Below are 26,169 nucleotides of genomic sequence, written 5' to 3' on the forward strand. Positions count from 1 at the left end.
AAACTTGTTTTATACCTAACTTTGTTTAAATTGTCAAGGTTCAGATTGAACTTGATTTACCAATGAATATAGATTAACTGACTCCTCCTTCAATGTCAACACCAAAAAAACCCGCTAGCGCTTTCGCTAACGAGGTATGTACCAAAGAAACTGGGTTTCTTTGCGTAAGTCCTAAACTAATGACCAAGAGGCGATTAAGCAAAGAATTGAGAAAAAAAACCACAGAAAAAAAGACTCTCAGAGTTAAGAGTAGAGGAAGTGGGGGACGATCGCAGTAATTCGAGAAAGCGATCGCCCCTAGTCATTTTTACTACTTGTGCGACGTGACTATCGGTCAAGGTGAGCTATTTGCATCCATCAAAAGATATACTTCTTATTATTCGCTCCAGTTTTATCTTACCGACGGTTGCAAGGGAATGCTTACTCCCTTCGGGCCAGAAGATTATCTATGATTCTTTTTCCCCTCTGCCCCTCTGCTGCTTTATACATATTCTTTGAGCGGGAAAGGAGTAATTTTTCACCCCTTAGCCTATCAGTCCGAAAGATACCTTTACAACAGTCAAGTCTCAACCCACCCAGTACGGGGATCGCCCAGCCCACGGCGATCCCCGCAACTTCAGTTAGAAATTTAGATTAGTGGTAAGTCAATGATTAGCATCACTGCAAAGAAACTTTACGGTCACATTGATTTGGGCGCCGTATCACCAAACTAGAAGAATAGCGTCAGGCTTTATGAATGCTTTCGATCGCACGACGCTTTCCAGAAATGGAAGATATTGGATGATGTAAAGTTCCCACCCGCAGAAAGATGTACGCTAAAGCCCACTGGCACCCCGTTTCAATCGAAGCCCTTACTGGTCAGATCATGGTTTCTGGCAAGATGACTGTCCACGATCGGTATCAGATCAGATCTGCCTTATTAACGGATTCACTCAGCGAAGGAGAGCAAATCTTGATTAACCGGCTGCTTTATGGTATCAGACATGGATTGCTGACAGTTCTCGATTAAATCCCATCGTGAAAAGCACTGCCTTTGCAGCGTCCTAAAAAGGCTCATGGTAAAAACTATCCCGTTTGACCGCTACGCCACAACTAGATTGGCGTTCTAGACGCAACCTGAAAGCGATGCAGGCAAGGCATGAGTGTGCTGAAAAGATCGTCGATATCCAAGATTGACCAAACATAAATATGCAAACTAAATTGACATCCTCCCACCGCTAATTCGGAGTACCGAATATAGCGGGGGATTCCAAAGATTGCTCTTTGGGCTTCCTCTTTCTGCGAGTTGGCTTACTTAATTGAGTTACCCCAACCAAGCAGAGGTCATTCTCTCCAAAGGCGTTAATTTCCGTCTGCCCGACGGTATTTTTCAACATTTCACTTAAGATTGACAACGCAATATTTAGAATATTAATCGCCGCGTTCCAATCTCGATCTTGAATATGCCCACAGTGATGGCATTGATGAGTTCTAGTACTTAAGGTTTTCTTAACTACCGTACCGCAATTAGAGCAATCCTGCGATGTATAGTTCGGAGGGACAGCCACAACCGGCACTCCAAACACTTGACCAAAATACTCAAGCCACTGCCTAAACATCGACCAAGAAGCATCACTAATTGATTTAGCTAAATGGTGGTTTTTCACCATGTTTCGCACCTGCAAGTCTTCAATGGCTACCAAGTCACTAGACTGGATTACGCACCTTGCTAATTTCACAACAAAGTCTTTACGCTGCCTTTCAACTTTTAGGTGTTTCCTACCTAACCGATTCTTAGCTTTACTTCTATTTTTTGACCCAATATTTTTTCGTGAAAGTTGACGAAAAGCTCTCAAGAGAGCTTTTTCACTTTTCCTCAAAAAGCGAGGGTTTTCTACTTGATTGCCTTCTGAATCGGTGTAGAAATGGTTTAAACCAACATCTAGCCCTAACATTCGACCTGTTAATTCATGGGTTTCTTTCCTTTCGTGATTAATGCAAAACTGCACGTAATATCCATCGAAACGGCGAACTATCCTAACACGCTTAAGAAGGTCTATTTGGTAAAAATGTAAGTCTCTAGTTCCCCAAAGCTTGAAAGTCCCCGCACCAAATTTATCCGTGAAAGTGATATATCTTCTATCTTCTGAAAGCTTCCAACCAGAAGTTTTATACTCAACTGATGCTCTGGTCAACAGTTTTTTGAACTTCGGATAACCTTTTTTGCCTGCTACTTTCTGTTTGCAGTTATCAAAAAATCGAACTATAGCTAACCAAGCGCGTTCAGCCATTGCCTGTCTTGCCATTGAGTTAAGTTTTTTAACCCAAGGGAATTCAGGATTGTCAGCCAGGACTTTGCAGTATTTGTTCAAGTCCATGCCGTTTACTCCTGGATTATCCATCCAGTATCGCAAAGCTTTATTACGAACAAAAAGCCCAGTCCGCAACATCTCATCGAGGATGCGGTACTGAGCTTCTGTTCCTTTTATTTTTGCTTCGTAAACTAACATTTTATAGAAATGTGCTGTGTAAATAGAGTAACATGATTTGTTAAAATTGGGTACATCGAGTCCCCAATTTTAAAGAGCCTTTCATCCCAACACCAAGCAGAAGCTGCTATGGTGTGGGTCTGACCGGCGGGGTAGATAAATCGGGTGCGTGAGCTTTTAGAGCAAGTTAAACGGGAAATCTATGCGCTTCTTGCCCAGAAATAATTGACTTGACCCTCCGCCATAATCTACGCGCACGCAGCGCGTAGATTATGGCGCACGAGGATGTCACCGGCGATATATCTCAGCCGATATGCCCTGTTTTCGCAAATCCCGAACCTTTTTTTGAGCCTCCGACTCCAAGGAGAATGAAGCCACTTGGATGCGGTTGCCTTGCGGTAAGCGACGTACATAGGCATCTGATGTCACCTTCCGCACTTGTGCCAGAGAGCTTGAGCCACTGTACGCCGTCACAACCAAGAATTTATTATCCTTTGCCGGTGCAGGTTTAGCCTTTGCTGGAGGTTGTTTGGTGGCAGCAGCTTGCCCCCGATCGCTCGCCCCACGCGGTGCCAACCGAGCCGTTCCTTCGATCGGCTTATTCCCCGCAGCTTGCTGCTTAGGAACATTCGGCTGTTTGGTAGTTCCAGCTGGCGCAGGCTGTATGGCGGGGGACCGATCGCCAATCTGGGGCAACACACCTGATTGAAGTGACGGTGGTAAGAGTGCCGCCGGTAAATCCAGAGGCACTGGAGAACCCACCGGACGCGGTAACGGCGCTGGGGGATTTACAGGCACTTGAGTACCGATCGTTGGTAAAGGTGGAGCTTTTGGCGTATTTTTACGCTTTAGTGTACTTAAACTTCTTAAATTCAGTTCCACAAATTCTTGGTCAGCCAGATTGGGTGAATTGGGAATGGAATTTTCTCCACCTTTATCCTCTCCAACGGCAGGAGTTTTTTGCGGATTTTTGGCTACCGTCGCCGTCTTAGATGCAAACAGTCGCCCCAGAGGCAGGTGGTTGAGGCTAGACGGATTCATCGCTATATAGCCCAAAGTCGCACTAGAGAGCAACAACAGCAGCATTGAGCCAATCCCCAAGGGGCTCAGCAGACTGTCCGCAAAACTGCGTTCTGACTGGGCGGCAGCTTTTTCCTGTCTCAGATCTTTTAGATGTGCTGACTCTAATGGCAGATACTCATTTGGCTGTATCCCAGAAGCAGCCCGGTTCACCAAACCCCCTTCAGATCTAGTCAAACCAGGGGGATTTTCCAGGTGAGCGATTGGGTTGTCATCAACAGAAAGATCCGGCGTTCCTAAAGCCGCATTTGGGGCTTCCACTTCGCGGTTCTCAGCCTCACTTTCTCCAAAAGCATTTTTGTTGGTAATAGCTGCTGGTAGGCTCTCTGGCACCGTCACAGCAGCAGTTTGCGGCCTAGTTCTGCCGCCAGTAGCTCGCACAGAGATCAGATCCAAAGTTTTTGGACTCTGGGGACGCCCAGCAGCACGCGGTGGAATTGTTTTGGCAGGGCGTTGACGCCGATATCGGGCTAATTCTTCCTCCAACTGCACATCCAGGCTGCTCAGAACAGCTTGCAGGGCGGGCGAATAAGGCTGGGTTGGGGATGATTGCACTCTTGGCTGGGCGGGGGAAAGTTGACTCACGATCGCACTCCTAAGCTAATGCTTGTCAGTGAAAACTAAAAACGAAATAGCTTTAAGAGAAGGTTTGCTTTTTTTTAATTTTTAGCTTGAATGTCTGTTAAATCTCTCAGTGACATTTTAGGGGTTTTCCAAAATCAGGTTTAGTCCCCAAAGCAGCAATTTCGACGCCTTTTGAAGTATTGCTCTGAAGTTATGGAAGCAGAGCTATCCCCAGACTCGATCCCTGTCCCTACAAGGGGGTATGTCCCTCTGACTATGGGTAATCTACCAAAAGAAAGCATTATAGCAAAGTGTTGAGTGCAACGGAAACTGTATAAACACAGTCCCAGCCTTGCTTTGAGCGTTTAATACTGTCCTAACCGATATGTTTGGCTATATATAGCCAAACATATCATTATACTCTACCTGGCGATCTGATTTTTTTTAATTCCTCATTTTTGGTTACTATCTAACTTATGTTCCAAGACGGTCAGTTAAGGTTTTCCTTGATCCCGATTGAGTTTTTATAGAAATCAGTATAGTTATTTCGCCTTAATGTATCGTTTTCTTAACGTAAATATGAAATAAATATAAAGTTTATTTTTGCTGGGGATCGCTATAACCCTTACGGTTCATGCGTTATAGCCTTATATAGTGGCTGAGTAATTTGGCATAAATATAAAAGAAGACTCAAAAAACTTATGCACCCACCCTAAAAGGTAAAGAGGTTTCATGACGGTAAATCCTGTAGCTTCAGCCTGTTGGTCTTGTCGGTACTACACGCCAGAGGGAAGGCGCGGCGGTAATTGCCAACAGCTAGGCGTGCCCGTTCGTGGCAGTTGGAAGGCGTGTTCTCTAGCGCTTCCACCATTTGCACCTTCTTGGGAAGGTATCGAAGAGGTACTGATTTGGCATTATGAAATGCTCATGTTACAGGAAGCGCTGCCATTAGAGGGTTCTGAGCTAGAGGTTTCTGCGCTAGAGAGTGTCTGCACCCCTAAAAAAGCAAAAGCTGAGGCATTGACCGTATAGTTGTATAAGGATAAACGCCTTGCGATCGCTATTCGGTACTTCTCAAAAGTGCTTGTTACCAATAACACATTGAGACAAACTAATTAATTTCCTTAATTTAGAAAAGGATTTACAGATTTTATTGGTTTAACTGCTCTAAAATCTGAGTAGGAGCGTAGTAAAAACCAACACACAGCAGTTGGCAGATTCCGAATACTCAATTCAACGATTCCAGGAAAGTGTCCACCTTGCCATCTGGACTCAGAACCACCCGAATTTTGGGACTGCGTTTTCCTTCAATCGGAGAGACGAAAGTTTCACCCACCAAAGGCATCTCCGTGCGATCGAGATAAGTTTCTGCCACTTGTCCCAGAGGAATAATCTGGCGAATTGACCCATCAGGATTAAGCGCCAGACTGTATTCCAGACGTTGTTTCAAGCTTGTCGGGGGTTGCCAGCGATTTTGGAAATAACTTTTCGCTTCAGCTACCTGCGGGATCGTGTCAAACAGGGAAGTACTGCTGCTGGGGGTAGGCTGTGCGCCGGGAGTACCAGTCCGAGCGGCAACTGGCGGTTTGACATCAGCGCTTTGAGTCGGAGCTGCCGCAACTGGAGATGACTCCTGAGCGGGAGGTGGTGTAATGGGAGGAAACTCCTGAATAGGAGGCGGTGTAATCGAAGGAAACTCTTGAGTGGGAAGGGTTGTAATGGGAGGAATCTCCTGGGTGGGAGGCGCTGTAACGCGAGGAATCTCCTGGGTAGGAGGCGCTGTAATTCGAGGGCTTGGCTGGGTAGGAGGCGCTGTAATTCGAGGGCTTGGCTGAGTGGGAGGCGCTGTAATTCGAGGGCTTGGCTGAGTGGGAGGCGCTGTAATTCGAGGACTTGGCTGAGTGGGAAGCGCTGTAACTTCAGGAGTCGGTCTTGACTTTGGTACAACCGCAGGAGCAGAAGCAATTCGAGCCGCAGATTGGTTAGGACTCTTAACAGATCTGGGCTCTTGGCGCTGTGCCGTTGGTGAGGTCGCTGCTTGAGGTGGGGTGGTCGGGTTAGGCTTAATTTGGGGCTGGGTAGGCTCCTGACGCTGTGCTGTTTCTGAGGGATTTATCTGAACCAACGTTCGATTATCGGGTGGTTTTTGGGATGCTGTTGGGCCTCCGCTTCCCGGTTGGGGTGCAGCAGAATTAAGGGGCAGTTTGTATTGCTCTGGTTGGGATGCAGTAGAACTTGGCCCTGGAGGTACTGTGGAAGCTGCTGGCGGCGTCACCCCAAGAGGAGGAGGTACTGTGGAAGCGACTGGCGGCGTCACCCCAGTACTCGGAGCTAGGCCCGATCCCGGTGGCAGGGTCACGCTGGGGCTGGGAGATAAATTAGATGCCGATGGCGGCAGTGCTGGCAGTGTTTGCGACGAAGACAGGGGTGGCGTTGGTACTCCCGGTGTTGGCTCTGGTGAGGGAACAGCGGCAATTTGTGGCTGTTCGGTTGGGGTGGGCTCTGGGTTAACTGCGGTTGCGGGTATTTCTGGGTTAGAAGTTTTTCGATCGAGCAATTTCACAGCCGCTGTTGCTACGCCCACGGTCACCAGAGCGATCGCAGCTATACTGGCCCAAAAGGGAGGAGTTTTGCCCAAAGCTGGGCGGTTAAGGGTGGGCAATATCTCCAATTCAGCTGCGTATTCATCTAGCGCAGTCGCCAAGTCAAATAATTGCAGCAAACTGAGGTGTATAACTGGCCCTAACTGCTCTGTAGCCAAAGAACCTAAAAACAGGTCGTGAAACAGCAGACCATTTGGTTGCAGGTAAATTCCTGTAACTTCATGACGCGAAAAGGGTGTGCCGTTGGCGCTAGTTTCTTTTTCACCAAGTTCTAACTCCGGTGAATCAGTTGCGGCAAAGGATGAGTCTAAAGGATGAGATGATAATGTTATTGAACCTTCATCACTGCCCGGAGTATGATGTTGCGGTATTTCTAGGGTGGCAGTTGTGTCACCCGAACCGTTAGTCGATTCTGCATTGGTGTCTGATAGTTCGGATCGATCGTTAGGCGATGATGCCAAGAACGACGCATTTAATCGATCGGGTGACTGTCCGAGAAAGTCCTGCACATACCCTTGAACTACTTCGCAGAGCGCTTCTAGTTGCGTTTGGTCCCCACGAACGGTAACTCGTTTTTCCTCTGGCACTCGCGGATCGTCGAAGCTTAGCACAAACTGTAGCCGCTTCAGTACCGGGCGACCAACCCAGCGGGATAGGGGTGAGCCTTTGGCCACAATTTCCAGCGTGCAGGTGGGTGGAGTATAGCGTCGCAGAACTGAGGTGGACGAGTACATAGGGCAGAGGGGCGCTTGTGCAGAGGGGCAGAGGAGCTCTTGAGCAGAGGGGCAGAGGGGCAGAGGGGCGCTTGTGCAGAGGGGAAAAAGAATGATAGGTAATCTTCTGGCCCGAAGGGAGTAATGACTAATTACTTTTTACTTTTTCCGAGCAGTGCTAACCAAAGGCGGCGGTGACCGCCGGGACTGCTGTAAAACAGTAGATCTATCAACAGTTTGAGAGCGAGGTGAGCTAGAACTTCAGTCGAACAGCTGTCGCCATCCTCCATGCGTTCTTGGTAGGTGTTGCTAAAGGTATCGATATAATCTCCCAGCAGAGCGGCTTGATGCGGTTTTTGGTTTTGCTCGGTTAGCTGTTCTAGGAGGGCGACGGCGCGACGGATTAACTCTTGGTGCTGTTTCGTCAAGTGGCAGATAATGAGAACTAGCGATCGCGCTTCTTCTACATCCAGCTTTTTACGCCCTCCCTGTCCTTTACGTAAGGGACTGGACTGGCGGAGACGCCACAAGGAAACCCGGTCAGCAACTATTGACTCCAAACCCAGATGGGCGGCGGCGGCGAGGATCGCTTCCGAACCAATTCCCGCTAATGCTTCTAAAGCTAGCAAAACTAAATCCAGCTGGGCTTTGATGTTGTCCAACTGCACTGGGTCTGGCGAGGTATTTAGGGTTAAATCCTCCCAGTTGGCCGTTGGTTTGGGCGACGATGCTTTCGAGCGCATACCTTCAGAATAAAATAGAAGACAGCCGATCGTCTGTCAGTTACAAGTTCTGAAACAGGAGATCCCCAAATTTGGGTGATTTTCCACCATAATTAAGTGCAGAATACTCTATTTATTACTTTCCCGCTGAAAGAATATCTGTAAGACAGCAGAGGAGCAGAGAAATAAAAATGTGATTTTTTGAACAAAAGCATAACAACTCCGAAAGCGCCAGAAGCTCTAACTATACCGAAGGTTAGTTAGAGTAGTTCACATCAATTTATAGACATTCAGCGATCGTTTGGATACTGTCCCTTTCGCCTTAAAATCTTAAAATACTGTAAACCATTCTTCCTCCCGCGTCCTCAAGACCTTAATTCACCTCCACAAAATCATTATGGCTATTGGCTATCTCGCTCTTGTACTTCATGCCCACCTGCCCTTCGTCCGACATCCCGAAAGTGACTATGTGCTGGAAGAAGAGTGGCTTTATGAAGCCATTACCGAAACCTACATCCCCTTGCTGCGGATGTTCGAGGCATTAAAGCGAGACGGCATTGAATTCAAAATAACGATGAGCCTGACACCGCCCTTGGTGTCAATGCTGCGCGACCCGCTGTTGCAAGAGCGCTACGATAAGCACTTGGCCAAACTGGAAGATCTGACCCAACTCGAAATTGGGCATAATCACCATAACGGTCATCTGCGCTACCTATCTGAATATTACGCCAAAGAATTTTACGAGACTCGCCAGTTTTGGCAGCAATATAACGGCGATTTAATCGCCGCTTTCAAGCAATACCAGGATAGCAATAACCTGGAAATCATCACCTGCGGCGCTACCCACGGGTATTTGCCACTAATGAAAATGTACCCGCAGGCAGTATGGGCGCAAATCCGGGTGGCTTGCGAACACTACGAGGAAAACTTTGGACGCCCTCCCAAGGGGATTTGGTTGCCGGAGTGTGCTTACTATAACGGATTAGAACAGATGCTGGCGGATGCAGGTCTGCGCTATTTCCTCATCGACGGTCACGCGATTCTTTATGGTAGCCCCCGTCCCCGTTTTGGGACTTATACACCTGTCTTTACAGAGTCAGGCATTGCGGCTTTTGGTCGGGATCACGAATCGGCGCATCAAGTTTGGTCTTCTCAACTGGGATACCCCGGTGACCCTGAATATCGGGAATTTTATAAGGACTTGGGCTGGGAAGCGGAATACGAATATATTAAGCCTTACATCATGCCCAACGGTCAGCGGAAAAATATTGGCATCAAGTACCACAAGATCACTGGTCGGGGTTTGGGTTTGGGGGATAAAACTCTCTATGACCCTTACTGGGCGAGGCAAAAGGCGACAGAACACGCGGGCAACTTTATGTATAACCGGGCGCAGCAAGTCGAGCATCTCTACAATGTTATGCAGCGGCCTCCAATTATTGTCTCGCCTTATGATGCGGAGCTGTTCGGTCACTGGTGGTATGAAGGGCCTTGGTTCTTGGAGTACCTGTTCCGCAAGACTTGGCACGACCAAAAGACTTATGCTATGACTCACTTGGCAGACTATCTGCGGATGCACAGCAGGCATCAAGTCATGCGTCTTGCACAGTCTAGTTGGGGTTTCAAGGGGTTTCACGAGTATTGGCTCAACGATACGAATTCCTGGATTTATCCCTACCTGCACAAAGCGGCGGAGCGGATGATTGAGTTAGGGCTTAAGGAACCAGCTGATGAATTGGAGTGGCGTGCGCTTAACCAGGCGGCGCGAGAATTGCTCCTGGCCCAGTCTTCTGATTGGGCGTTTATTATGCGGACTGGGACGATGGTGCCTTACGCGGTACGACGGACGCGATCGCACCTGATGCGCTTTAATAAACTCTACGATGATATTAACGCGGGCAAAATCGACAGCGGTTGGCTGGAAAAAGTTGAGACAATTGACAATATCTTCCCCAACATTAACTACCGCGTTTATCGCCCTTTGTGATATAGCTAGGGACTAGGGACACTTGGACTGGGGACTAGGGGAAGAAGGGGCTAGAATCCGCCACCGTTTCAGGAATTAAAAACGTCCTAACTGACTCATACCAAATCCGGGTTTGTTACCCCATGAGAATTTTTGGCATACACATTGTAGAGACGTTTCATGAAACGTCTCTACAGCCTATATACATAAAAGGGGTAATCGTTGCGGATTTAGTATCAGATCGTAAAAAATAACAAGGACAGGCAAGATGCCTGTCCCAAAAGAGATTATTCTAGCGATCGCGTGTCAAGTCAGACCTAGAAATTCATCTCGGCGGCTTGCACTTTTTCGACTTGTTTCTTCTTGAGTACAAGCAGAACTTGCGAAAGCATGATACCCGTGAAGAATATCATCAGCCATTTGATCCGTGCGGCGCTCTGGAGGACGATTTCGGTGTCAGCTTGACCAAATCCGCCCACATTGGGGTTAATCGTCAAGGCGTCGCCAGCTTTCACAGCGTCTCCTTGGGAGACAATCAATTCTGGCCCGGCGAGAATAGTATCGACAACTGTTTCGCCAGCATCGGTTGTAATGCTTACTTGGTAGCCGCCGTCTTCACCTTTGGCAATCTGAGAAATAGTTCCGGTGGCGGAAGCGTTATAGATATTATTGTTGGTTCTGTCGCCGGTGGGGTAAATTTGACCGCGACCCCGGTTGCCGCCTACGTGAACGGCGTACTTGCCATAGCGGATGTTTTTGTCAGTTTCGGGATTGGGTGAAAGAACTGGGAAGACGATTTCCTGATATTGATCGCCTGGTATAGGCCCGATGATGACTACGTTATCCTCTCCTTCTTTGTAGGTTTGGAAATAGAGTCCCTCGATTTTTTCTTTCATTTCCTCTGGAATGCGGTCTTCCGGGGCAATCTTGAAGCCTTGGGGCAACATCAGGACGGCACCGACGTTTAAGCCACCTTTGGAACCATCGCCGAGTACTTGTTGACTGCTGCTGTCGTAGGGAATTTTCACTACGGCTTCAAACACTGTGTCGGGGAGGACGGATTGGGGTACTTCAACTTCGGTTGGTTTGGCTGCTAGGTGACAGTTAGCGCAAACAATCCGCCCTGTGGCTTCGCGGGGCGTTTCGGGGGCGGTTGCCTGGGCCCAGAAGGGGTAGGCGGCAGCCGATTGGGGAAGTGCTAAATCGCTGGCGAAGAAGAGGGCAAATGTGGCGATCGCGAGCAGTGCTATTTTGGTAACCGCCCACTTACTGCCAAAGCGTATCGCCCTTAAACAAACTTTTTTCATAAAAAAACTCGGTAAGCGGGAAACTCAGTCCCTAAAGGGCTGAGAGGAAAGCGACTCGTGCGGTTTTAACCGCCGTGAATATTTTGTGACCATTACCGCCTTGGGATTGCAAGGGCTCGGTGTACTTTTGTGTTGCACTTTCAACGGGACAATTACCATCTCAAGCTTCGCAATCATGTACGCATAACGGCTTGCTCCGAAGAGCCTCCCTTTCGGGGTAATGTTAGCTTCGCCAAGGTTTTAAGAGCTTTTTAGACTTGCAGCACTGTCTCAGTGACCTTAAAACTGTTTAACTGCAAATGACAGAGCCGGGAACTAGCTTCGCATGACCGGGTGTCGTGACTCAAAAAACGTAGTCAGTTAAGACTTAGGCTGGTCAGTATGGCTGACTCGATTACTCTTGCAAGCCCAGTCCCTTTAGGGCTGGGTTACTGACCTCTAATTACAACGATTCCGTGACCAACCAAGGTCAAATCAATCGGTATCAGCTTTCAATCAAACTGAGGAATGAGTAACTAAATAACTCAGCACTCAGCACTCAGCACTATTTATTTCCACCAGGGTGCAACGCCAGTGCGGAAGTCTGTTTCAGTCCAAGACGTAAAGGTAATCTTGTCGTCTGCCACAGCGGCGTGTGCTAGTGCCAGGGAGAGGGGTGCTGGTCCCCGCACTACTTTGCCCGTTTTGTCGTACTGAGAACCGTGACAGGGGCATTTAAACTTGTTTTCAGCGACGTTCCAAGGTACGACACAGCCTAAGTGGGTGCAGATAGCGTTGATACCGTAATCTGCAATGGCTTTGTTATCGTCTACCACAATGTAGGTGGGGTCACCTTTGAGTCCTTGGGCGAGGCTGCGATCGCCTGCGCTGTGAGTGGTCAGATATTCGCTCACAATGATGTCGTTACCCAGTGCGTCTTTGGCGATGACTCCACCACCAGTACCACCAGCAGATGGGGGGATAAAGTATTTGACGACGGGATATAGTGCCCCCAGTGCCGTTCCCGTGATTGTGCCAAAAGTTAGCAAATTCATAAACTGACGACGCCCCATATCGGGAACGTCTGCCGATCCTGAAACTTGAGCCATAAAATATGCTTGTGTGTGTATCTTTGTCAAGATTCTGAGTGAAAACTCAGATTTTTCTCACCATGCTTTGTGAACCTGCAATCCGCCGCTACACGGCAAAGTCTCCAAAATGTTTTGAGAAACTGATGTACAACTTTCACAGGGGTATTATTACATTTTTTGACCCCCGTCTCATAATGAGAATTTAGGTATTTCAATCCAAAATCCAAAATCCAAAATCCAAAATCGAATGACAGGACGAGACTTACGCCAGATATTACTAAATAAGTGGGGACGCTCTTACGATATTCAAGTGCGGCGGATTCAGGGCAAGATTTTTGTCCAGATTATGTGGAAATATCTGGAACAGGCGTCTTTTCCGCTCAAAGAGGCTGATTATATGGCTCATCTGGATATCATTGCCAGTTATATCGAGGCTTGGGGTGGTGCGACACAGGTGCAAGAATATATTGAGCAGACAAAAGATCGGCCCCGACTCGGTAAGGCGGTTAGCATTCCGATTGATTTGGGCGATCGCGCTTCTGAGTGGATAATAGAAGATTCTTAACCTCTACACGCCGATCTATGCAAGTTGAATGGCAAACCGCCAAAACCTACGAAGATATCCTTTACCACAAAACGGACGGCATCGCTAAAATAACTATCAATCGTCCCCACAAGCGAAATGCTTTTCGTCCGAAAACAGTTTTTGAACTCTACGATGCTTTTGCTGATGCTCGCGAAGATACCAGTATCGGTGTAGTGCTTTTTACTGGCGCTGGGCCTCATACGGATGGGAAGTATGCTTTTTGTGCTGGTGGGGATCAAAGCGTGCGGGGAAATGCTGGCTATGTGGGTGAAGATGGGGTGCCGCGACTGAATGTGTTGGATTTGCAGCGGCTGATTCGATCGATGCCGAAGGTGGTAATTGCGTTGGTGGCTGGATATGCGATCGGTGGCGGTCACGTACTGCATATTTTGTGCGATTTGACAATAGCGGCAGACAATGCAATTTTCGGTCAAACTGGCCCGAAAGTTGGCAGCTTTGATGGTGGATTTGGTGCTAGTTATTTAGCCAGAATTGTGGGGCAAAAAAAGGCGCGGGAGATTTGGTATTTGTGTCGGCAATACAATGCAGAACAAGCGCTGGAAATGGGTTTAGTTAATTGTATTGTGCCTGTGGAACAGTTGGAAGAGGAAGGGATTAAGTGGGCCAGGGAAATATTAGAAAAAAGTCCGATCGCGATTAGGTGTTTGAAGGCTGCTTTTAATGCTGATTGTGATGGACAAGCGGGTTTGCAAGAGTTGGCTGGGAATGCCACTTTACTTTATTACATGACTGAGGAAGGTGCGGAAGGGAAACAGGCGTTTTTGGAGAAGAGGGAACCGGATTTTAAGCAGTATCCTTGGTTGCCTTGACCTCACCCCCTAACCCCCTCTCCGTTGACGGAGAGGGGGGACAAGAGTTTACCTCACCCCCTAATATCATGTCCGGGCGATTAGCCATAGTTAAATATTTGGTATACTCGGCACGGGCACAAACTGTTCTTTTTGATTTGTAGGGGCGAAGCATTCCGGCAAATATCTTTGGGTTCAACCAACAAATTAATGCCGGAATGCTTCGCCCCCTACTGGGTTAAAAAAGCTCGCTCTATGACCGTGAACAGTATAGTCAGGATTTCATGGCTGAGTTGTCAGAAGAAACGATCGCAACTCGCCCACCTGCGAATCAATTCGCTTTTCTTATAGCAAAAGTCCTCTTTAGAGGACTGGAAAAGCGTTTTTAGTCCACTCACCCGCCTGCGAATCAATTCGCTTTTCTTATAGCAAAAGTCCTCTTTAGAAGACTGGAAAAGCGTTTTTAGTCCACTCACCCGCCTGCGAATCAATTCGCTTTTCTTATAGCAAAAGTCTTCTTTAGAGGACTGGAAAAGCGTTTTTAGTCCACTTAAGTGGACTTGAGCTATTAGCCTGGGGTTTAAACCCCAGGCGGGATAACAGCGCAGGTGCAAGATCTGAATTCATCTGTATACTGGCCGATCGACACAAATCTTATACCTATCCAAGCTCGAACTATATTTCTCTCCTCAATTACCTCATATAACTATTTTTGACATACTCTTTTATAACGGTATTCAAACTAAAAAATGTTGTCTTATCCTCCTCTTTTGCCTCGACTAATAACCGGATTACTAGCGAGCGCATGGCATTCACTAAATTCGATACCGATAATTGCAATATCTTTAAAATATCCGGCAAAGCAACAGGTTGGCTTTCCTTCGCTAAATGAATCATTACTGCTAACTCTTGCTGCGTTAAACGCTGAAACTGTTGGTATAATTGCCCTTGCAAAGATTCCTCTAAGATTAACGCATCGCATTGCAGAAAGTCAGAGACGCTACCGCCAAATAAGTCTTGAATCGTGCTGGCGGTCAATTCTAGCCACAGAGGATTACCTTGATAGGTAGTAATTAAAGTTTCCCAAGTGTCTTCGTCTGATAATTTACGGTCTTTCAGTATTTCTTTTGCTGCTAATCCTAAACTGCCTAAAACTAATGTTCGCACGTAGTTATTATTTACTTCTGATTTGGCAATTTCTCTCGGTTTCTCCCAACTATTGATAAACAAACAACTATTGTGATTGACTTCGGCAATTAGTTTGAAAAATAACTGATAATCTTCATATCCAGTTTTATATTGACCTGCGAGTTGTCCGCTGCAAAAAAGCATTTGCACGTCATCGATAATAATCAAACAGCGATATTGGCGTAAGTAGTTGAGGAGTTGGGATATTTGCGTTTCGATGTTTTGGGGGATGTCCGCTTGCTGGGGAAAGATTTGCAACAGATTGGTGAGAGTTGCATTGAGAGTTGGGGAAAAGCGGAGACTGCGATAGATTATGTAATCGAAATGGGTTTTTATTTGTTCTATTAGTCGTAATGAAAGTGTAGTTTTGCCGATTCCGCTAATTCCCAGAAGTGCGATGAGGCGAGTGCGATCGCATATTATCCAGTTTTCGAGGGTGGTGAGTTGGGAAGTGCGATCGTAAAATCTGAAGATTTCCGGTGCATCGCCTAAGTCGATGTGCGGTTGATTTGGGGTTTGTGGGGAGTTTGAGGGAGATGTGGGCGATCGGACTGTTTCTGGACAGATATTGACATTATTATTAACTGTAATAGTCTGGCAAATAAGAGGGGATGAAATATTGTTGTTTTGGTAAACAGTCGCCTTATCAATTTTAGCCCTAAAATTCGCTTTAGTAATCTCTTCTCCCAATCCTTCTGATAATATTTTCCATAGTTTTGAACCAATATCTCTCACATGACCTTCACTTGCATGAGTTTCTTCTGCAATTTTCCAGTATTTCTGACCTTGGAGAGTACCCCGCAGTATAGCTTCTTGCAGATAGTCTAAGTGTTCTCCTGTTTTTACGAAAACTACCTCGTCTGCAACTTTCAGGATGTCCGGGATGTCCATAAATCAAGGAGATGCTACGCTTTTCCAGTATTGTATCCGATCTTTCCGACATTTCCGACAAATTAGGCCCATAAAGTTCCCGACATTTCCGACTGACAGAGCCTTAGATTTTCGCTCATCATGTTTGTTGAAGAGTTCTCTCTGCTAGAGAAACAAAAATCATGGATGAATTTTTCAGAAAAGGTGCTTCTATTGGATTGCCCTTTATCATACTTCTCATTACTATGGCATCAACAGGTTTAGCTGGAGCGGCTGCAATTACAGCAGCACTTGCAATGTTAGGGCCGGGGGGCATGGTTGGTGGTGTTATCCTATTAGGTATGGTCGGATTAGCAACCGATATGCTGTCGAAATATGGATTACAAGCATTGCTCATAGGCATTTATCAGCAGCGAAGATCTAACGGTGAATCCTTAGAGAAGCTGTGTAATGAAATCAAAAATCTGCCAATCTCTCGCGAATTAAAACTTGTTATAAGAAATGAAATAGGTTGTCAAAGATCGCTTTAACTTAGGCGAATTGCAGATGCTTTGGAATAGGTGAATCTCCTTGATGAGAGTATTATGAATATTAATTTTCGACGATATCGAGAACAACAGGGCATGAGCCAACAAGAAGTTGCTAGTCGGCTCAGAATTTCTCTGGATCAAGTTAGGCATGGCGAACAGTTTCCTGCAAAAGTTCCAATGGGACTGGCAATGAAATGGATACAAGTCTTGGGGGTTGATCTCGCAGCTGCGATGTCGGAAGAAACCCCACCACTCCAAGGAATTGAACCTGGTTTTCCTTACGCTGAACTTTATCGGAGGCTAGAGTTACTTAATCAGTACATTAATGAAACGCCCCCTCTGGATGAATTTGATTTTCCCACAAAGCCACCTCTACCTAATGATGTCCAAAGACAAATTCAGGACTATTACCAAAAACCTAATGTTGTTTTAACGGGAGAATTTGACACAGGAAAATCCCATCTAGCAAATAGTATTTTAGGAAGTAAAAATTTACCTGAAAGCTATCAGCCTGCCACAAAACTGATTACAATTATTCGTCATCTTGCAAATCGTCCCCATTGGTTTAATGCTGATGTTTGGATTATTAATGAGGACTTTTGGCAAGATGAATATGGTAAGCATACAATTGACTTAAAATTCTTAGACGATCGGAAACGTTGTGAAAAGCATCGTTTGTATTCTGGCTCCTTCGATATTCTCGAAAAGTATGCCGTACACAAATATGACAATAGTAAAACCGAGATAGGAGGGCATACTGCTATAGTTTATCTTGACTCCCCATTGCTAAAAGCTTGCAACCTGATCGATCTCCCAGGCTACTCGGATCAACCTGATGAAATCTCAAAGGATGTTGAGAAAGCTAATAGCGCAACTCAGATTGCAGATATCTTGATCTACACTTCACTTGCAAAAGGTCACATCAATGGTCAAGATATGCCCCGACTTACCAATTTGCTGCGTTTATTACCTACTCCAGAAAATGAATCTCAAAACTTTCCGACTCTAGGTAATCTATTTATTGTAGCGACACACGCCGATCCCAGCATTTCTAATACTGAGCTTCCTAATATCCTGAATAATGCCTCAGCTAGACTTTATAACCACCTTAATGAAACTGCAATACAGAAGCGCAGAGAGGCAACAAATCGCGAGATTACTTTGGATGATGTGCGAAAGCAATTTTTTACGTTTTGGACAGAAAGGCCCGATCGCTGTCAACGTTTATTTGATGAGTTAACCAAAATACTTGCTGAGTATTTTCCTGAATCAATCCAGTGTCGGGTCGATCGCGAAATTAATGCCATCAAAAATGATAATAAAAAACAATGTGCTGAACAAATTGAGCAATATCAGCAAACACTTGCCAATATAGAAGAGTCTCGAAACGTTCTTAAAGAAGCTGAGGCTAATGAACCTGCCCGTCAACAAGAAATGCAGCAAAGGCGCAATCATGTTAGGAAACGCATCAAGGAGTTGGAACAAGATACCGAAAAATCATTTCAGAGGTATGCAGAATCAGTAATCAATGTAAATTCTATTGAGCAAACTATCCGCAAGAGATATAACAACAAGAAGGAAGCTCAAGAATATGTTGCTGGTTATCTGGTGGATCTGTTACAAAGTAATTTGGAAACTTCGATCAGCGCGAATTCGGAAAAATTAAGGGCTGAAATAGACGCTTTTTTAGAAGGATACCCACAGCTTAAACTTCCTAAAAAAGACGGAATAGAGGTATCTATTCCCTTCGATACAAAAGGAGCTTTTCTAGGTGGAATAGCCGGATTAGGTGCTTATGGTGCTTTAGCTGCTTGGGCAGCAGGTCTTGGGAATCTTGGTGGCTATATCTTGGTAGCAAAATTGGTTAGTCTCTTGTCAGCACTTGGTATTAGTATCGGTGGCGGAACAGCAGCAGTAATTTCTTTTATTGCTGCTATCGGTGGCCCGATAGTGCTAGGAATTGGTTTAGCTGCTGGATTAGCTTCTTTAATATTTGGCTTATTTGGGGAAGCTTGGCAAAATCGTTTAGCAAAACAAATTGTTAAATACTTTGAAGAACAGGATGTTTATGGAAAGTTACTCAGAGGAAACAAACAGTATTGGCAAGATACAGCTACAGCTTTTGAAAAAGGTGCCGAAGCAGTAGAAGCTGCCTGGAAAGACAATCTTGAGCATTTACGAGAACTCGTTTCTCCTGATACTCAGTCAAGAGAACGCATTGAGGAAATTATTAAAAAGCTGGAGGTACTGAGAAGTTTTTTCGCCGACATTCCCTGGACTATACAGGGAGAAGGGTAGTTAAAAAATCAAGGGATTCTCATCGCCAAAAACCACCAAAATTATGAATTGATTCGGTGTTTGAGATTAGCGATCGCACTCCCATCTTCTCCAAAATGCGATCGCACCTATTTATAAACATCTCCACGAGAACCAATCGCAGTCACAATATATAATTGATTCTCCCTATCTTCTTTAAACAACACCCGATATTTACCAACTCGCAACCGCAACTCAGGGCGACCTTTAAGTGGCTTGATGTCAAGTCCTGTGGGATCGTTAATTAAAGTATCCAAGGCATTAACAATACGCACTTGGTCATCTGGCTGCATCCGTTCCAGATAGCGTTGCGCTGGTTTCAAAAGAATATAATCAGTCAATTTTTTTTCCAAAAAGCTTTTGCTTTAGTTCTTTTGAAGATATCCCGCGATCGCGCCCCGCCAAATAATCTTGCCAAGCAGCTTCGCTTTCAGCTATTTCTTCGGCTGGAATTACTTCCAAATCTCCTTCTACTTCTACTCCCCGATCGAGTAAATTTTTCAATTCTTCTGATAACCGCAGTTGCTCGGAGATAGAAAGGCTTTGAACTTGATTGAGTACCTCGTTATAAGTAGGCATAGATTTAATGTTAAAACTGTTGCTTTTGATTTGATTTTATTATATAGCGTTTTAGTTGCGCTCGCAAGGATAGTCAAATTTGATGCAGTCGATCGCACTCCCATCTTCTTCAAAATGCGTTGGCGTAGCCTGCCGTAGGCATTCGCACTCCCACCTTGACCAAAATGCGATCGCCCAACCTAATTAAATGGATTTAACACACTTAACCCATTAACACGCCTAAAATCATTCACATTGCGAGTGAATAAAACACATCCCTCTATTAAAGCGCAAGCTGCAATTACAGCATCAGCTAGTTTCAATCTATAAATATCGACGAATTTGGGCTGCACCATCTAAAACTGATTCCGTCAATGATACGCAGTTAAAAAGCCTCAAAAATTCGCGCATCTCATTCGCTTGTTCTTCTGTTAATGCCGGGTAACAAAGTAACTCCACCCAACTAATCGGACAGTAGAAAGCCTCTGCATCTCCAGCTTCAATTTCATCAAATATAGGCTTAACTTCCGGCTCATTATTGAAGTAGTAAATCAGGATGTTCGTATCCAGAAGATATTTATTGCTCATCCCATTCTTGTCTAAGTTTCAATTGGAATTCCAGGGCATCCACACGCTTAGGCAAAAAACCACGCCACCTATCTAAATCTAGTCCAGGTGATTTTTGGCTGATCTTTTGAGCCTGGGTTACTACCCGCTGACGAACCAGCATTGCTAAGTCTTCTAACAGACGCTCTTGCTCATCAGGCGTTAAAGTTTGAGCTTGCTCCAGTACCTCGTTGTAAGTAGACATAGGCTCTTTATTGGGATTTATGGCTATTCTTTTCTTGTATTATACTTTGCATCCCCAAGCGTCATTCTCGTCATCTGTCGCAGTGTCACTGCTCGATCGAGTACAGCTGCATCATAAACTTCTCCCCGTTTCATACGGCGGATTCTCCCAACTGGAAGGCTTCCCAACTCGCTACCCCAAACTCAGCCTCCATCTGTAGCACTTGAGCTTGATAATCCGGGTCTTGTGCCATTTCAATGAGTTCAGCATCAATTTCTGCTCGTTTGAGTGCTTCAAGCTCGTGTAGAAGTGCTTGCGCTACAAATTCATTGCGACTCTTGGCTTTTCCTTGGCTGATTACTCGATCGGTCGCGGCTAAAAGTTCCGCAGGTAGAGTTATTGTTGTGCGGACACTCTGATTTTGCATAACTATTTTGATGTTTAAATTGATGTTGATAATAGCATCAACTTAAGCATAACTTAAAAATCTTAATCAGTTGCGATCGCACTCCCATCTTCTCCAGAATGCGTTGGCGTAGCCTGCCGTAGGCATTCGCACTCCCATCTGACCCAGAATGCGTTGGCGTAGCCTGCCGTAGGCATTCGCACTCTTAACTAAACAGCTAAAAACAAATGATTATCCTTCCTGTTTAATTTCGCCTTTAAGTGAGGTTAAAGACCCTGCTGTGTTCTGGAATAATCCAGATTTTTTGATGTGCATTTCTTTAGCCGATGTGTCAAACATTTGCCGCAATAATGCCTTAGCTTCTGACCGTTCCTCATCCGTTAAATAATCCTGACCCCTCACCCCTGCACGATAACCTTTGCCATTACCTACAGCATTAATATAACGCTGCTTGCCTAGATTAAAAATTTCTGTATATCTCTGATACTGTTGCTTTTGTTGTTCAGTTTGCTCTTTCATTCTGCTTGCCTCCAATTAGTCGGAACTACAGACCCATCTTGTAAAATAATGGCGTAAGGTAAAACAGGACTAGGCGTTTGAATATACCAATCTCCCGTATCTTCATCATAAAAATTTGACCCCAGTAAGTCAAGAGTATCCAAAGCATTGATAATGAGGTACTGCTCTTCTGTAGGTTCTATCATTAACATCCCTATAAATTTACTTTAACAATTTCACAGGAAATAAGGTAAAGTGCCTTAATCAAGTGTAAAGCATCATCTTGGCTTAACGCTTCTGCAACATAACAGCAGAAGCGTTAAGCACTTCTATCTTTCCCAGAATGCGTTGGCGTAGCCTGCCGTAGGCATTCGCACTAAAATTAATTTTGGTATTTAAGACAGCGCAGGCGGTATGAACTCGTGTAGCCGCGCATGACAACGTTAGTAGGGTGGGAATTTGCCCACCCTACTGTCATTAACTAGATGGCACTAATCGTCGGCGTAGAGATTCAGCACGCCGTTTAGAAATAGAGTTGTTTGGCTCTAGTTTCAAAGCTTCGTCATAAGTTTGCAATGCTTGAGAAGTTAACTTCTTTTTCTCATAGGCATGACCGAGATTGTTCATGGCTGTGACATAACCAGGATCTCGCTTCAAAGCTTCTTTGTAGTTACGAATTGCCAAGTCGAACTGCTCTTGGGCAAAGTAGGCATAGCCCAATCCGTTGTAAATGAGGGCAACATTTTCTTCGGTTTCTTCTTCGGCAGCTTTAACCGCCCTTTGGAACACGGGAATAGACTGCGAGTACAGCTTTTTATCGAGATAAATGCTAGCCAATTCGTAATACTCTTGAGCGTTGCCTTTCTCGTTTTTCAGCTTATTTTGCAACCGCGTAAGCGCATTTTCAACTTTGCGCGTTTTGAAGATCTGGCGAAAAATTGCGACGGCGGCTAAAGATAGCAGTGCCAGCAATATAGAGAGATAAAAAACTGGAAGTAAGCTTTGCATAACTTTTTAAAGGGGGCAAATTTCAACATTATTTTAAATTATCCCAAGGCAGTCCCCAATAGATAGCCCGTTGCTGCAACCAACCGTCGGTTTTCCAACGATCGATCGCCTCGTTTACCCTGCGCCGTAAATCATCATACTGCACTCCCTTGGGCATAACCACACACAGGGGTTCGGCTGAAAGCAGGGTTGGCACTATTCGGTACTGGGGATATTCTTGCACCCAGCCGGTGAGGACGGTAACATCGGCGGCAAAGACAGTTGCGCCACCGGATTCGAGGAGCGATCGGGCCTCTTGATATGATGCCACACCGACGAGCCGAGCTGTCGGTAACTGATACCGCACTTTGGCAATGGTGCTGGAACCGTACAGCAAGGCAATTTTCCCTTGCTGTATATCGCTGAGTCGTTGCACGGACGCATCTTTGGTTACGAAAGCGATGCCATCCATATAGTACGGTGTGCTAAAGCTAACCAACCGAGTCCGAGATTCGGTTGCTGTCACCCTGGCAATGGCGAGATCGGCTTTTCCTGCCAATACAGCGTTGAGGCGATCGCGATTTGCCACCGCCTGCAATCTAACTGCATCGGGACGCCCCAACAATTCTTCACCCAAGCGTCGCGCCAAGTCAATTTCTAAGCCTTGCAGGTTGCCTGTCCCATCCCGAAATCCCAGCGGACGCAAATTATCCTTAACTGCAACAATCAGGTAGCCCCGTTCCTGAATTTCTTTCAGTTCGGCAGCAATACTCGCACAAGGCAAAATCATTCCCAGACAAAGCCAGGGAACGAGGTAAAAAGGCAAAAGGAATAGAGGAAAAAGATGCGACTTTTTGCATTGAAACCTGCCTACGCAGGTTTTGTTTGTGTAGCCCCAGCCTTTAGGCTGTGGGCTAAAAGCAATTTTGGCAACAGGTCTGTTTTGCTCTTTTTCCTTTTGCCTTTTACCTTTTACCTCAATCATTTAGCGTTGTTTGCCAATTCGACAACTTTGCCGAAACTGTCCGGGTCGAGGATCGCGAGTTGGGCCAGCATTTTGCGATTGATTTCGATGTTGGCTTTTTTCATGTTGCCCATCAATCGGCTGTAGCTGACGCCATGCAGGTGTGCGGCAGCGTTAATGCGTGCGATCCAGAGGCGGCGGAAGTCGCGCTTCCGCTTTTTGCGATCGCGGTAGGCATTCCGCAGCGCCTTCATCACCTGTTGATTGGCGGTGCGAAACAGCGTTGAGTGAGAACCGCGAAATCCTTTCGCCAGTTTGAGAATTTTCTTGCGGCGTTTGCGAGCAACGTTACCGCGTTTTACCCTTGTCATGGTTAGCTGTTAGTTGTTGGTTGTTGGTTGTTATTTGTCAAGAGTCAGGACTAAGTATAACTTCTGTATTTTCCCTAGCCCCTAGTCCCTATAAATAGGGGAGCATCAGGCGCACGTTTTCGGCGTCGCGCTCATCCACAAGTGCTGGGTTAGATAGCTGACGCTTACGCTTAGGGCTCTTGTGCTGTAGCAAGTGGTTTTTAAAGGCGTGGCGGCGCATAATTTTACCGCTGCCCGTTTTTCTGAACCGCTTCGCCGCAGATCTGCGAGTTTTCAGTTTTGGCATGGACTTACTTTAATTGGACACAATCTACAATGATACCATAAGTAGACTCAGTTATCAATACTGCTGCGGTAAAGTTACAAGGTGATAGGAGGCTGACCAAAAATGAATATACCTACAATTATTAATGTCGCCATAAGTTTAATTTTTATTTTCCTGATTTTGAGCTTGTTGACTTCGGAGATTCAGGAAGCGATCGCAACATTGCGCGAGTGGAGAGCTAAGCATCTCAAAAACTCTATCATAACTCTTTTGAATCAAGAAATCACCGAGAAACTTTACACTCACGACCTAATACAATCTCTTAATCAAAAAGGTAAAAACCGAGCTTCTAACGGCCCATCTTATATTCCTTCAGACATTTTTGCATCGGTTTTGATAGATATTTTCACATTATACCTCAGTGACTCCCAAGGCATCGCCATTCTGGAAACAAAAATCAATAATTCGGCACTGCCTCAAAATTTAAAAAATATTCTTCTTACTTTTGTTAAAACGATTGAAACTCAAGACTGTAAACTCGACTCCGCAGTTAAAGATTTGCATCATCAAATTGCGACTTGGTTCGATGAATCTATGCAACGATCCTCCGGCGTCTACAAACGTAATGCCAAGGGAATGTCTTTTTTGCTTGGTTTGGCAGTCGCAGTAATTGCTAATGCCGATACTGTTTACCTGGTACAAAGATTGCACAAAGAAGAGATTTTGCGTTCTACAGTGGCTCAAGTTAGTGAAGAGATACTGGCGAAAAATTCTGATGCGATCGTCAAATGTTTGAATACGGCTAAAGACCAAGCAAGTAAGGATAAATGTTTAGTACCTCTGAGGCAAAATCTCAATACAGCTTTAAATGATATCTCTTCGCTGCCGATTGGCTGGAATCTTTCTAATCCCTTAAAACAATTGCAAGAACAGCAATCGATTTCATCTGTCGGAACGTGGGATTTGCGAGGTATAATTAAAGTTATTTTTGGTTGGTTTTTAAGCGCTGTGGCTATTTCTATGGGCGCACCCTTTTGGTTTGAAGCGCTGAATAAGATAATTAATGTTCGGAATGCGGGTAAGAAGCCTAATTCTACTGCTGAGTAAGAGAGAGATCGCATATTCCCATGCAATCTTTCTCAACGAGTTAGCCTAATTTCGTTGAAAATATAGTAGCATCGATTAAAATAGGTACAAGCACAATGCAGGTATGATGAGACGATGGCAGAGCCTCAATTAATGATCCTACCATCCTTATTAATGCGATCGGGACTTCAGATTCGCCAAGTCGATTACATCATTATTTTCAAGTTTACAAGCGATTCTCTGCTAATATGAGGTAAACCCCTCAAGAGGAGGATATATGTCTGAAATTACCTTAGAGGAAAGTAAACTAAAAGAACTGCTGAAAACAGCGCTCGTTGAGCTACTTCAAGAACAGAAAGAGGTATTCTCAGATTTATTGGCTGAAATCATAGAAGACATAGCCTTAGAAAAGGCTATCAGAGAAGGTGAAAATACCGATACTGTCAGCCGAGATGCAATTTTCAAGCTTTTGGAAGGTAAAGGATGAACGTAGAGTTCAGAAAAAGCTTTGAGAAAGATTTGGGGAATCTGCGGGATGAAGCATTACTGCAAAGGATTAAGGCGGTAATTGAAGAAGTCGAGGTCGCCGAGAATCTGGGCAACCTGAGTAATATTAAAAAAGTAAAAGCCGACGGTGACTATTATCGCATCAGAGTAGGAGAATATAGAATCGGTATGGCAGTAAATGAGGGTACGGTCATTTTTGTTAGAGTGCTGCACAGAAAAGAAGTTTACAGGTACTTTCCATAATTTGTGGATAGATGTATATCCCATTTAACCAATCTTTTCCAACCCTTGCAAAACATTTTCAGCAGTTGTCGTCCAACCCACAATCCCACCTTGAGCGCGAATCATTTCAATTGTAGCTTGTTTAAATTCTGGAAAATAACTTTCTGTAGCATCTTCAACCAACAAACATTCAAATCCTCGATCGTTTGCTTCGCGCATGGTTGTCTGCACGCAAACTTCTGTTGTTACTCCGGCAAACATCAAATGGGTAATGCCTTTATCGCGTAAAATAGATTCCAAATTGGTATGATAAAAAGCGCCTTTGCCCGGTTTGGTAATTATGATTTCATCAGGTAGTGGTGCGAGTGCTGGGATAATTGCATTACCGGGTTCGCCCAAAACCAAAATACGTCCCAAAGGGCCTACATCGCCGATTTTCAAGTTGCCTTTGCCCCGGTTAAGCTTGGAGGGGGGACAGTCGGAAAGGTCTGATTTGTGACCTTCGAGGGTGTGGATAATGGGGAGATGACGATCGCGAAAAGCATCCAACAAGCGCTTCAGTGTTGGTACGATCGCTTGTAGCCTAGTAACATCATTACCCAAAGCCTCTCCAAAACCCCCTGGTTCTAAAAAATCTCGCTGCATATCGATTACCACCAGCGCAACCTTAGTGGCGTCCGGCAGTTCATAATCATAAGGTTGGGCAGAAATTAAAACCATAAC

The 26,169-nt window shown here is 45.3% G+C and carries 30 protein-coding genes; 10 read left to right on the top strand and 20 right to left on the bottom strand.

Going from position 1 to position 26,169, the window contains the following annotated elements:
• The first annotated feature begins 808 nt into the window (after nucleotides 1–808).
• Nucleotides 809–1,009 (top strand): hypothetical protein, encoded by a 201-nt coding sequence (locus tag LAY41_RS14680; RefSeq protein WP_249098961.1) that lies wholly within the window; start codon nucleotides 809–811, stop codon nucleotides 1,007–1,009.
• Nucleotides 1,010–1,217: 208 nt separating this feature from the next.
• On the opposite strand, the gene LAY41_RS14685 is transcribed toward LAY41_RS14680, so the two are convergent.
• Both LAY41_RS14685 and LAY41_RS14690 read right to left on the bottom strand, forming a co-directional pair.
• Nucleotides 1,218–2,489, bottom strand: coding sequence for an RNA-guided endonuclease InsQ/TnpB family protein (locus LAY41_RS14685; RefSeq protein ID WP_249098965.1), 1,272 nt, complete (start codon nucleotides 2,487–2,489; stop codon nucleotides 1,218–1,220).
• A gap of 267 nt (nucleotides 2,490–2,756) precedes the next feature.
• Nucleotides 2,757–4,133 (bottom strand): hypothetical protein, encoded by a 1,377-nt coding sequence (locus tag LAY41_RS14690; RefSeq protein WP_249098967.1) that lies wholly within the window; start codon nucleotides 4,131–4,133, stop codon nucleotides 2,757–2,759.
• Between the two features lie 711 nt (nucleotides 4,134–4,844).
• Here LAY41_RS14690 and LAY41_RS14695 point away from each other — a divergent pair.
• Entirely contained in the window at nucleotides 4,845–5,144 is a 300-nt protein-coding gene (locus tag LAY41_RS14695; RefSeq protein ID WP_249098971.1) for a hypothetical protein, read from the top strand.
• A gap of 196 nt (nucleotides 5,145–5,340) precedes the next feature.
• Here the strand turns inward: LAY41_RS14695 and LAY41_RS14700 are convergent, their stop codons facing one another.
• Nucleotides 5,341–7,449 carry a DUF4335 domain-containing protein gene (locus tag LAY41_RS14700; protein WP_249098973.1) on the bottom strand — a complete coding sequence of 703 codons (2,109 nt, stop codon included), beginning with the start codon at nucleotides 7,447–7,449 and terminating at the stop codon, nucleotides 5,341–5,343.
• 131 nt (nucleotides 7,450–7,580) lie between these two features.
• Nucleotides 7,581–8,171, bottom strand: a complete 591-nt coding sequence (locus LAY41_RS14705; RefSeq protein ID WP_249098977.1) for a DUF3038 domain-containing protein — start codon at nucleotides 8,169–8,171, stop codon at nucleotides 7,581–7,583.
• A gap of 376 nt (nucleotides 8,172–8,547) precedes the next feature.
• Between LAY41_RS14705 and LAY41_RS14710 the strand changes: the two genes are divergently transcribed.
• On the top strand, nucleotides 8,548–10,137 hold the full coding sequence (locus tag LAY41_RS14710; RefSeq protein WP_249098980.1) for a glycoside hydrolase family 57 protein: 1,590 nt from the start codon (nucleotides 8,548–8,550) through the stop codon (nucleotides 10,135–10,137).
• Nucleotides 10,138–10,433: 296 nt separating this feature from the next.
• On the opposite strand, the gene petA is transcribed toward LAY41_RS14710, so the two are convergent.
• Nucleotides 10,434–11,423, bottom strand: a complete 990-nt coding sequence (petA, locus tag LAY41_RS14715) for a cytochrome f (protein ID WP_249098983.1) — start codon at nucleotides 11,421–11,423, stop codon at nucleotides 10,434–10,436.
• 548 nt (nucleotides 11,424–11,971) lie between these two features.
• The gene (gene petC / locus LAY41_RS14720) at nucleotides 11,972–12,511 is read right to left on the bottom strand and encodes a cytochrome b6-f complex iron-sulfur subunit (RefSeq protein WP_249098985.1); all 540 of its coding nucleotides are present in this window, start codon (nucleotides 12,509–12,511) and stop codon (nucleotides 11,972–11,974) included.
• Between the two features lie 229 nt (nucleotides 12,512–12,740).
• On the opposite strand from petC, the gene LAY41_RS14725 reads away from it, so the two are divergent.
• Together LAY41_RS14725 and menB are read left to right on the top strand one after the other, a co-directional pair.
• The gene (locus tag LAY41_RS14725; RefSeq protein WP_249098987.1) at nucleotides 12,741–13,058 is read left to right on the top strand and encodes a DUF3067 family protein; all 318 of its coding nucleotides are present in this window, start codon (nucleotides 12,741–12,743) and stop codon (nucleotides 13,056–13,058) included.
• Between the two features lie 17 nt (nucleotides 13,059–13,075).
• Nucleotides 13,076–13,909, top strand: coding sequence for a 1,4-dihydroxy-2-naphthoyl-CoA synthase (gene menB / locus LAY41_RS14730; protein WP_249098990.1), 834 nt, complete (start codon nucleotides 13,076–13,078; stop codon nucleotides 13,907–13,909).
• A gap of 672 nt (nucleotides 13,910–14,581) precedes the next feature.
• Here the strand turns inward: menB and LAY41_RS14735 are convergent.
• Nucleotides 14,582–15,967, bottom strand: coding sequence for a helix-turn-helix domain-containing protein (locus LAY41_RS14735; protein WP_249098993.1), 1,386 nt, complete (start codon nucleotides 15,965–15,967; stop codon nucleotides 14,582–14,584).
• A 161-nt stretch (nucleotides 15,968–16,128) separates the two neighbouring features.
• Between LAY41_RS14735 and LAY41_RS14740 the strand changes: the two genes are divergently transcribed.
• Together LAY41_RS14740 and LAY41_RS14745 are read left to right on the top strand one after the other, a co-directional pair.
• A complete protein-coding gene (locus LAY41_RS14740; RefSeq protein ID WP_249098999.1) occupies nucleotides 16,129–16,476 on the top strand; it encodes a hypothetical protein in 348 nt (115 codons plus the stop codon).
• A gap of 54 nt (nucleotides 16,477–16,530) precedes the next feature.
• Complete coding sequence (locus tag LAY41_RS14745) at nucleotides 16,531–18,774, top strand: dynamin family protein (protein ID WP_249099004.1); 2,244 nt, start codon at nucleotides 16,531–16,533, stop codon at nucleotides 18,772–18,774.
• 107 nt (nucleotides 18,775–18,881) lie between these two features.
• Here the strand turns inward: LAY41_RS14745 and LAY41_RS14750 are convergent, their stop codons facing one another.
• The 12 genes from LAY41_RS14750 to rpmI form a co-directional block, all read right to left on the bottom strand.
• Nucleotides 18,882–19,133, bottom strand: coding sequence for a type II toxin-antitoxin system RelE family toxin (locus LAY41_RS14750; RefSeq protein ID WP_249099007.1), 252 nt, complete (start codon nucleotides 19,131–19,133; stop codon nucleotides 18,882–18,884).
• Nucleotides 19,126–19,371 carry a hypothetical protein gene (locus tag LAY41_RS14755; RefSeq protein ID WP_249099010.1) on the bottom strand — a complete coding sequence of 82 codons (246 nt, stop codon included), beginning with the start codon at nucleotides 19,369–19,371 and terminating at the stop codon, nucleotides 19,126–19,128. The genes LAY41_RS14750 and LAY41_RS14755 overlap by 8 nt, the downstream gene beginning before the upstream one ends.
• A 179-nt stretch (nucleotides 19,372–19,550) precedes the next feature.
• Complete coding sequence (locus LAY41_RS32820; RefSeq protein ID WP_420840321.1) at nucleotides 19,551–19,706, bottom strand: PIN domain-containing protein; 156 nt, start codon at nucleotides 19,704–19,706, stop codon at nucleotides 19,551–19,553.
• Nucleotides 19,675–19,938 carry a PIN domain-containing protein gene (locus LAY41_RS14760; protein WP_249099013.1) on the bottom strand — a complete coding sequence of 88 codons (264 nt, stop codon included), beginning with the start codon at nucleotides 19,936–19,938 and terminating at the stop codon, nucleotides 19,675–19,677. Before LAY41_RS14760 ends, LAY41_RS32820 begins: the two co-directional genes overlap by 32 nt.
• Nucleotides 19,928–20,161 (bottom strand): hypothetical protein, encoded by a 234-nt coding sequence (locus LAY41_RS14765; RefSeq protein WP_249099016.1) that lies wholly within the window; start codon nucleotides 20,159–20,161, stop codon nucleotides 19,928–19,930. Before LAY41_RS14765 ends, LAY41_RS14760 begins: the two co-directional genes overlap by 11 nt.
• A 130-nt stretch (nucleotides 20,162–20,291) precedes the next feature.
• Nucleotides 20,292–20,567, bottom strand: a complete 276-nt coding sequence (locus tag LAY41_RS14770) for a ribbon-helix-helix domain-containing protein (RefSeq protein ID WP_249099019.1) — start codon at nucleotides 20,565–20,567, stop codon at nucleotides 20,292–20,294.
• 210 nt (nucleotides 20,568–20,777) lie between these two features.
• Nucleotides 20,778–21,065, bottom strand: a complete 288-nt coding sequence (locus LAY41_RS14775; RefSeq protein ID WP_249099022.1) for a hypothetical protein — start codon at nucleotides 21,063–21,065, stop codon at nucleotides 20,778–20,780.
• Nucleotides 21,062–21,250 carry a hypothetical protein gene (locus LAY41_RS14780; protein WP_249099025.1) on the bottom strand — a complete coding sequence of 63 codons (189 nt, stop codon included), beginning with the start codon at nucleotides 21,248–21,250 and terminating at the stop codon, nucleotides 21,062–21,064. The genes LAY41_RS14775 and LAY41_RS14780 overlap by 4 nt, the downstream gene beginning before the upstream one ends.
• Nucleotides 21,251–21,521: 271 nt before the next feature.
• Nucleotides 21,522–22,052, bottom strand: coding sequence for a tetratricopeptide repeat protein (locus tag LAY41_RS14785; RefSeq protein WP_249099028.1), 531 nt, complete (start codon nucleotides 22,050–22,052; stop codon nucleotides 21,522–21,524).
• Between the two features lie 28 nt (nucleotides 22,053–22,080).
• A complete protein-coding gene (locus LAY41_RS14790) occupies nucleotides 22,081–23,016 on the bottom strand; it encodes a transporter substrate-binding domain-containing protein (protein WP_249099031.1) in 936 nt (311 codons plus the stop codon).
• Nucleotides 23,013–23,366 carry a 50S ribosomal protein L20 gene (rplT, locus tag LAY41_RS14795; protein ID WP_249065340.1) on the bottom strand — a complete coding sequence of 118 codons (354 nt, stop codon included), beginning with the start codon at nucleotides 23,364–23,366 and terminating at the stop codon, nucleotides 23,013–23,015. The genes LAY41_RS14790 and rplT overlap by 4 nt, the downstream gene beginning before the upstream one ends.
• 88 nt (nucleotides 23,367–23,454) lie before the next feature.
• Complete coding sequence (rpmI, locus tag LAY41_RS14800; RefSeq protein ID WP_249099033.1) at nucleotides 23,455–23,652, bottom strand: 50S ribosomal protein L35; 198 nt, start codon at nucleotides 23,650–23,652, stop codon at nucleotides 23,455–23,457.
• A 102-nt stretch (nucleotides 23,653–23,754) separates the two neighbouring features.
• Between rpmI and LAY41_RS14805 the strand changes: the two genes are divergently transcribed.
• The 3 genes from LAY41_RS14805 (at nucleotide 23,755) to LAY41_RS14815 (ending at nucleotide 25,467) form a co-directional block, all read left to right on the top strand.
• Nucleotides 23,755–24,738 carry a hypothetical protein gene (locus LAY41_RS14805; RefSeq protein ID WP_249099036.1) on the top strand — a complete coding sequence of 328 codons (984 nt, stop codon included), beginning with the start codon at nucleotides 23,755–23,757 and terminating at the stop codon, nucleotides 24,736–24,738.
• A gap of 256 nt (nucleotides 24,739–24,994) precedes the next feature.
• Complete coding sequence (locus tag LAY41_RS14810; RefSeq protein ID WP_249099041.1) at nucleotides 24,995–25,204, top strand: hypothetical protein; 210 nt, start codon at nucleotides 24,995–24,997, stop codon at nucleotides 25,202–25,204.
• Nucleotides 25,201–25,467, top strand: coding sequence for a type II toxin-antitoxin system RelE family toxin (locus LAY41_RS14815; protein WP_249099045.1), 267 nt, complete (start codon nucleotides 25,201–25,203; stop codon nucleotides 25,465–25,467). The genes LAY41_RS14810 and LAY41_RS14815 overlap by 4 nt, the downstream gene beginning before the upstream one ends.
• 24 nt (nucleotides 25,468–25,491) lie before the next feature.
• Here the strand turns inward: LAY41_RS14815 and LAY41_RS14820 are convergent, their stop codons facing one another.
• Nucleotides 25,492–26,166, bottom strand: a complete 675-nt coding sequence (locus LAY41_RS14820; RefSeq protein WP_249099048.1) for a cysteine hydrolase family protein — start codon at nucleotides 26,164–26,166, stop codon at nucleotides 25,492–25,494.
• Nucleotides 26,167–26,169 lie beyond the last annotated feature (3 nt).

The organism is Argonema galeatum A003/A1 (genome assembly GCF_023333595.1).
Taxonomy (GTDB): domain Bacteria; phylum Cyanobacteriota; class Cyanobacteriia; order Cyanobacteriales; family Aerosakkonemataceae; genus Argonema; species Argonema galeatum.

What these genes read in the sequence shown, in the direction of transcription:
- LAY41_RS14775 (WP_249099022.1), bottom strand. Translation starts at nt 21,065, where the DNA reads ATGAAAGAGCAAACTGAACAACAAAAGCAACAGTATCAGAGATATACA.
- LAY41_RS14745 (WP_249099004.1), top strand. Translation starts at nt 16,531, where the DNA reads ATGAATATTAATTTTCGACGATATCGAGAACAACAGGGCATGAGCCAA.
- LAY41_RS14815 (WP_249099045.1), top strand. Translation starts at nt 25,201, where the DNA reads ATGAACGTAGAGTTCAGAAAAAGCTTTGAGAAAGATTTGGGGAATCTG.
- LAY41_RS14740 (WP_249098999.1), top strand. Translation starts at nt 16,129, where the DNA reads ATGGATGAATTTTTCAGAAAAGGTGCTTCTATTGGATTGCCCTTTATC.
- LAY41_RS14810 (WP_249099041.1), top strand. Translation starts at nt 24,995, where the DNA reads ATGTCTGAAATTACCTTAGAGGAAAGTAAACTAAAAGAACTGCTGAAA.
- LAY41_RS32820 (WP_420840321.1), bottom strand. Translation starts at nt 19,706, where the DNA reads ATGGTGCAGCCCAAATTCGTCGATATTTATAGATTGAAACTAGCTGAT.
- LAY41_RS14755 (WP_249099010.1), bottom strand. Translation starts at nt 19,371, where the DNA reads ATGCCTACTTATAACGAGGTACTCAATCAAGTTCAAAGCCTTTCTATC.
- LAY41_RS14820 (WP_249099048.1), bottom strand. Translation starts at nt 26,166, where the DNA reads ATGGTTTTAATTTCTGCCCAACCTTATGATTATGAACTGCCGGACGCC.
- LAY41_RS14685 (WP_249098965.1), bottom strand. Translation starts at nt 2,489, where the DNA reads ATGTTAGTTTACGAAGCAAAAATAAAAGGAACAGAAGCTCAGTACCGC.
- LAY41_RS14780 (WP_249099025.1), bottom strand. Translation starts at nt 21,250, where the DNA reads ATGATAGAACCTACAGAAGAGCAGTACCTCATTATCAATGCTTTGGAT.
- LAY41_RS14785 (WP_249099028.1), bottom strand. Translation starts at nt 22,052, where the DNA reads ATGCAAAGCTTACTTCCAGTTTTTTATCTCTCTATATTGCTGGCACTG.
- LAY41_RS14725 (WP_249098987.1), top strand. Translation starts at nt 12,741, where the DNA reads ATGACAGGACGAGACTTACGCCAGATATTACTAAATAAGTGGGGACGC.
- rpmI (WP_249099033.1), bottom strand. Translation starts at nt 23,652, where the DNA reads ATGCCAAAACTGAAAACTCGCAGATCTGCGGCGAAGCGGTTCAGAAAA.
- rplT (WP_249065340.1), bottom strand. Translation starts at nt 23,366, where the DNA reads ATGACAAGGGTAAAACGCGGTAACGTTGCTCGCAAACGCCGCAAGAAA.
- LAY41_RS14735 (WP_249098993.1), bottom strand. Translation starts at nt 15,967, where the DNA reads ATGGACATCCCGGACATCCTGAAAGTTGCAGACGAGGTAGTTTTCGTA.
- LAY41_RS14695 (WP_249098971.1), top strand. Translation starts at nt 4,845, where the DNA reads ATGACGGTAAATCCTGTAGCTTCAGCCTGTTGGTCTTGTCGGTACTAC.
- petC (WP_249098985.1), bottom strand. Translation starts at nt 12,511, where the DNA reads ATGGCTCAAGTTTCAGGATCGGCAGACGTTCCCGATATGGGGCGTCGT.
- LAY41_RS14700 (WP_249098973.1), bottom strand. Translation starts at nt 7,449, where the DNA reads ATGTACTCGTCCACCTCAGTTCTGCGACGCTATACTCCACCCACCTGC.
- LAY41_RS14760 (WP_249099013.1), bottom strand. Translation starts at nt 19,938, where the DNA reads ATGAGCAATAAATATCTTCTGGATACGAACATCCTGATTTACTACTTC.
- LAY41_RS14805 (WP_249099036.1), top strand. Translation starts at nt 23,755, where the DNA reads ATGAATATACCTACAATTATTAATGTCGCCATAAGTTTAATTTTTATT.
- menB (WP_249098990.1), top strand. Translation starts at nt 13,076, where the DNA reads ATGCAAGTTGAATGGCAAACCGCCAAAACCTACGAAGATATCCTTTAC.
- LAY41_RS14790 (WP_249099031.1), bottom strand. Translation starts at nt 23,016, where the DNA reads ATGATTGAGGTAAAAGGTAAAAGGCAAAAGGAAAAAGAGCAAAACAGA.
- LAY41_RS14770 (WP_249099019.1), bottom strand. Translation starts at nt 20,567, where the DNA reads ATGCAAAATCAGAGTGTCCGCACAACAATAACTCTACCTGCGGAACTT.
- LAY41_RS14680 (WP_249098961.1), top strand. Translation starts at nt 809, where the DNA reads ATGTACGCTAAAGCCCACTGGCACCCCGTTTCAATCGAAGCCCTTACT.
- LAY41_RS14710 (WP_249098980.1), top strand. Translation starts at nt 8,548, where the DNA reads ATGGCTATTGGCTATCTCGCTCTTGTACTTCATGCCCACCTGCCCTTC.
- petA (WP_249098983.1), bottom strand. Translation starts at nt 11,423, where the DNA reads ATGAAAAAAGTTTGTTTAAGGGCGATACGCTTTGGCAGTAAGTGGGCG.
- LAY41_RS14705 (WP_249098977.1), bottom strand. Translation starts at nt 8,171, where the DNA reads ATGCGCTCGAAAGCATCGTCGCCCAAACCAACGGCCAACTGGGAGGAT.
- LAY41_RS14765 (WP_249099016.1), bottom strand. Translation starts at nt 20,161, where the DNA reads ATGTCTACTTACAACGAGGTACTGGAGCAAGCTCAAACTTTAACGCCT.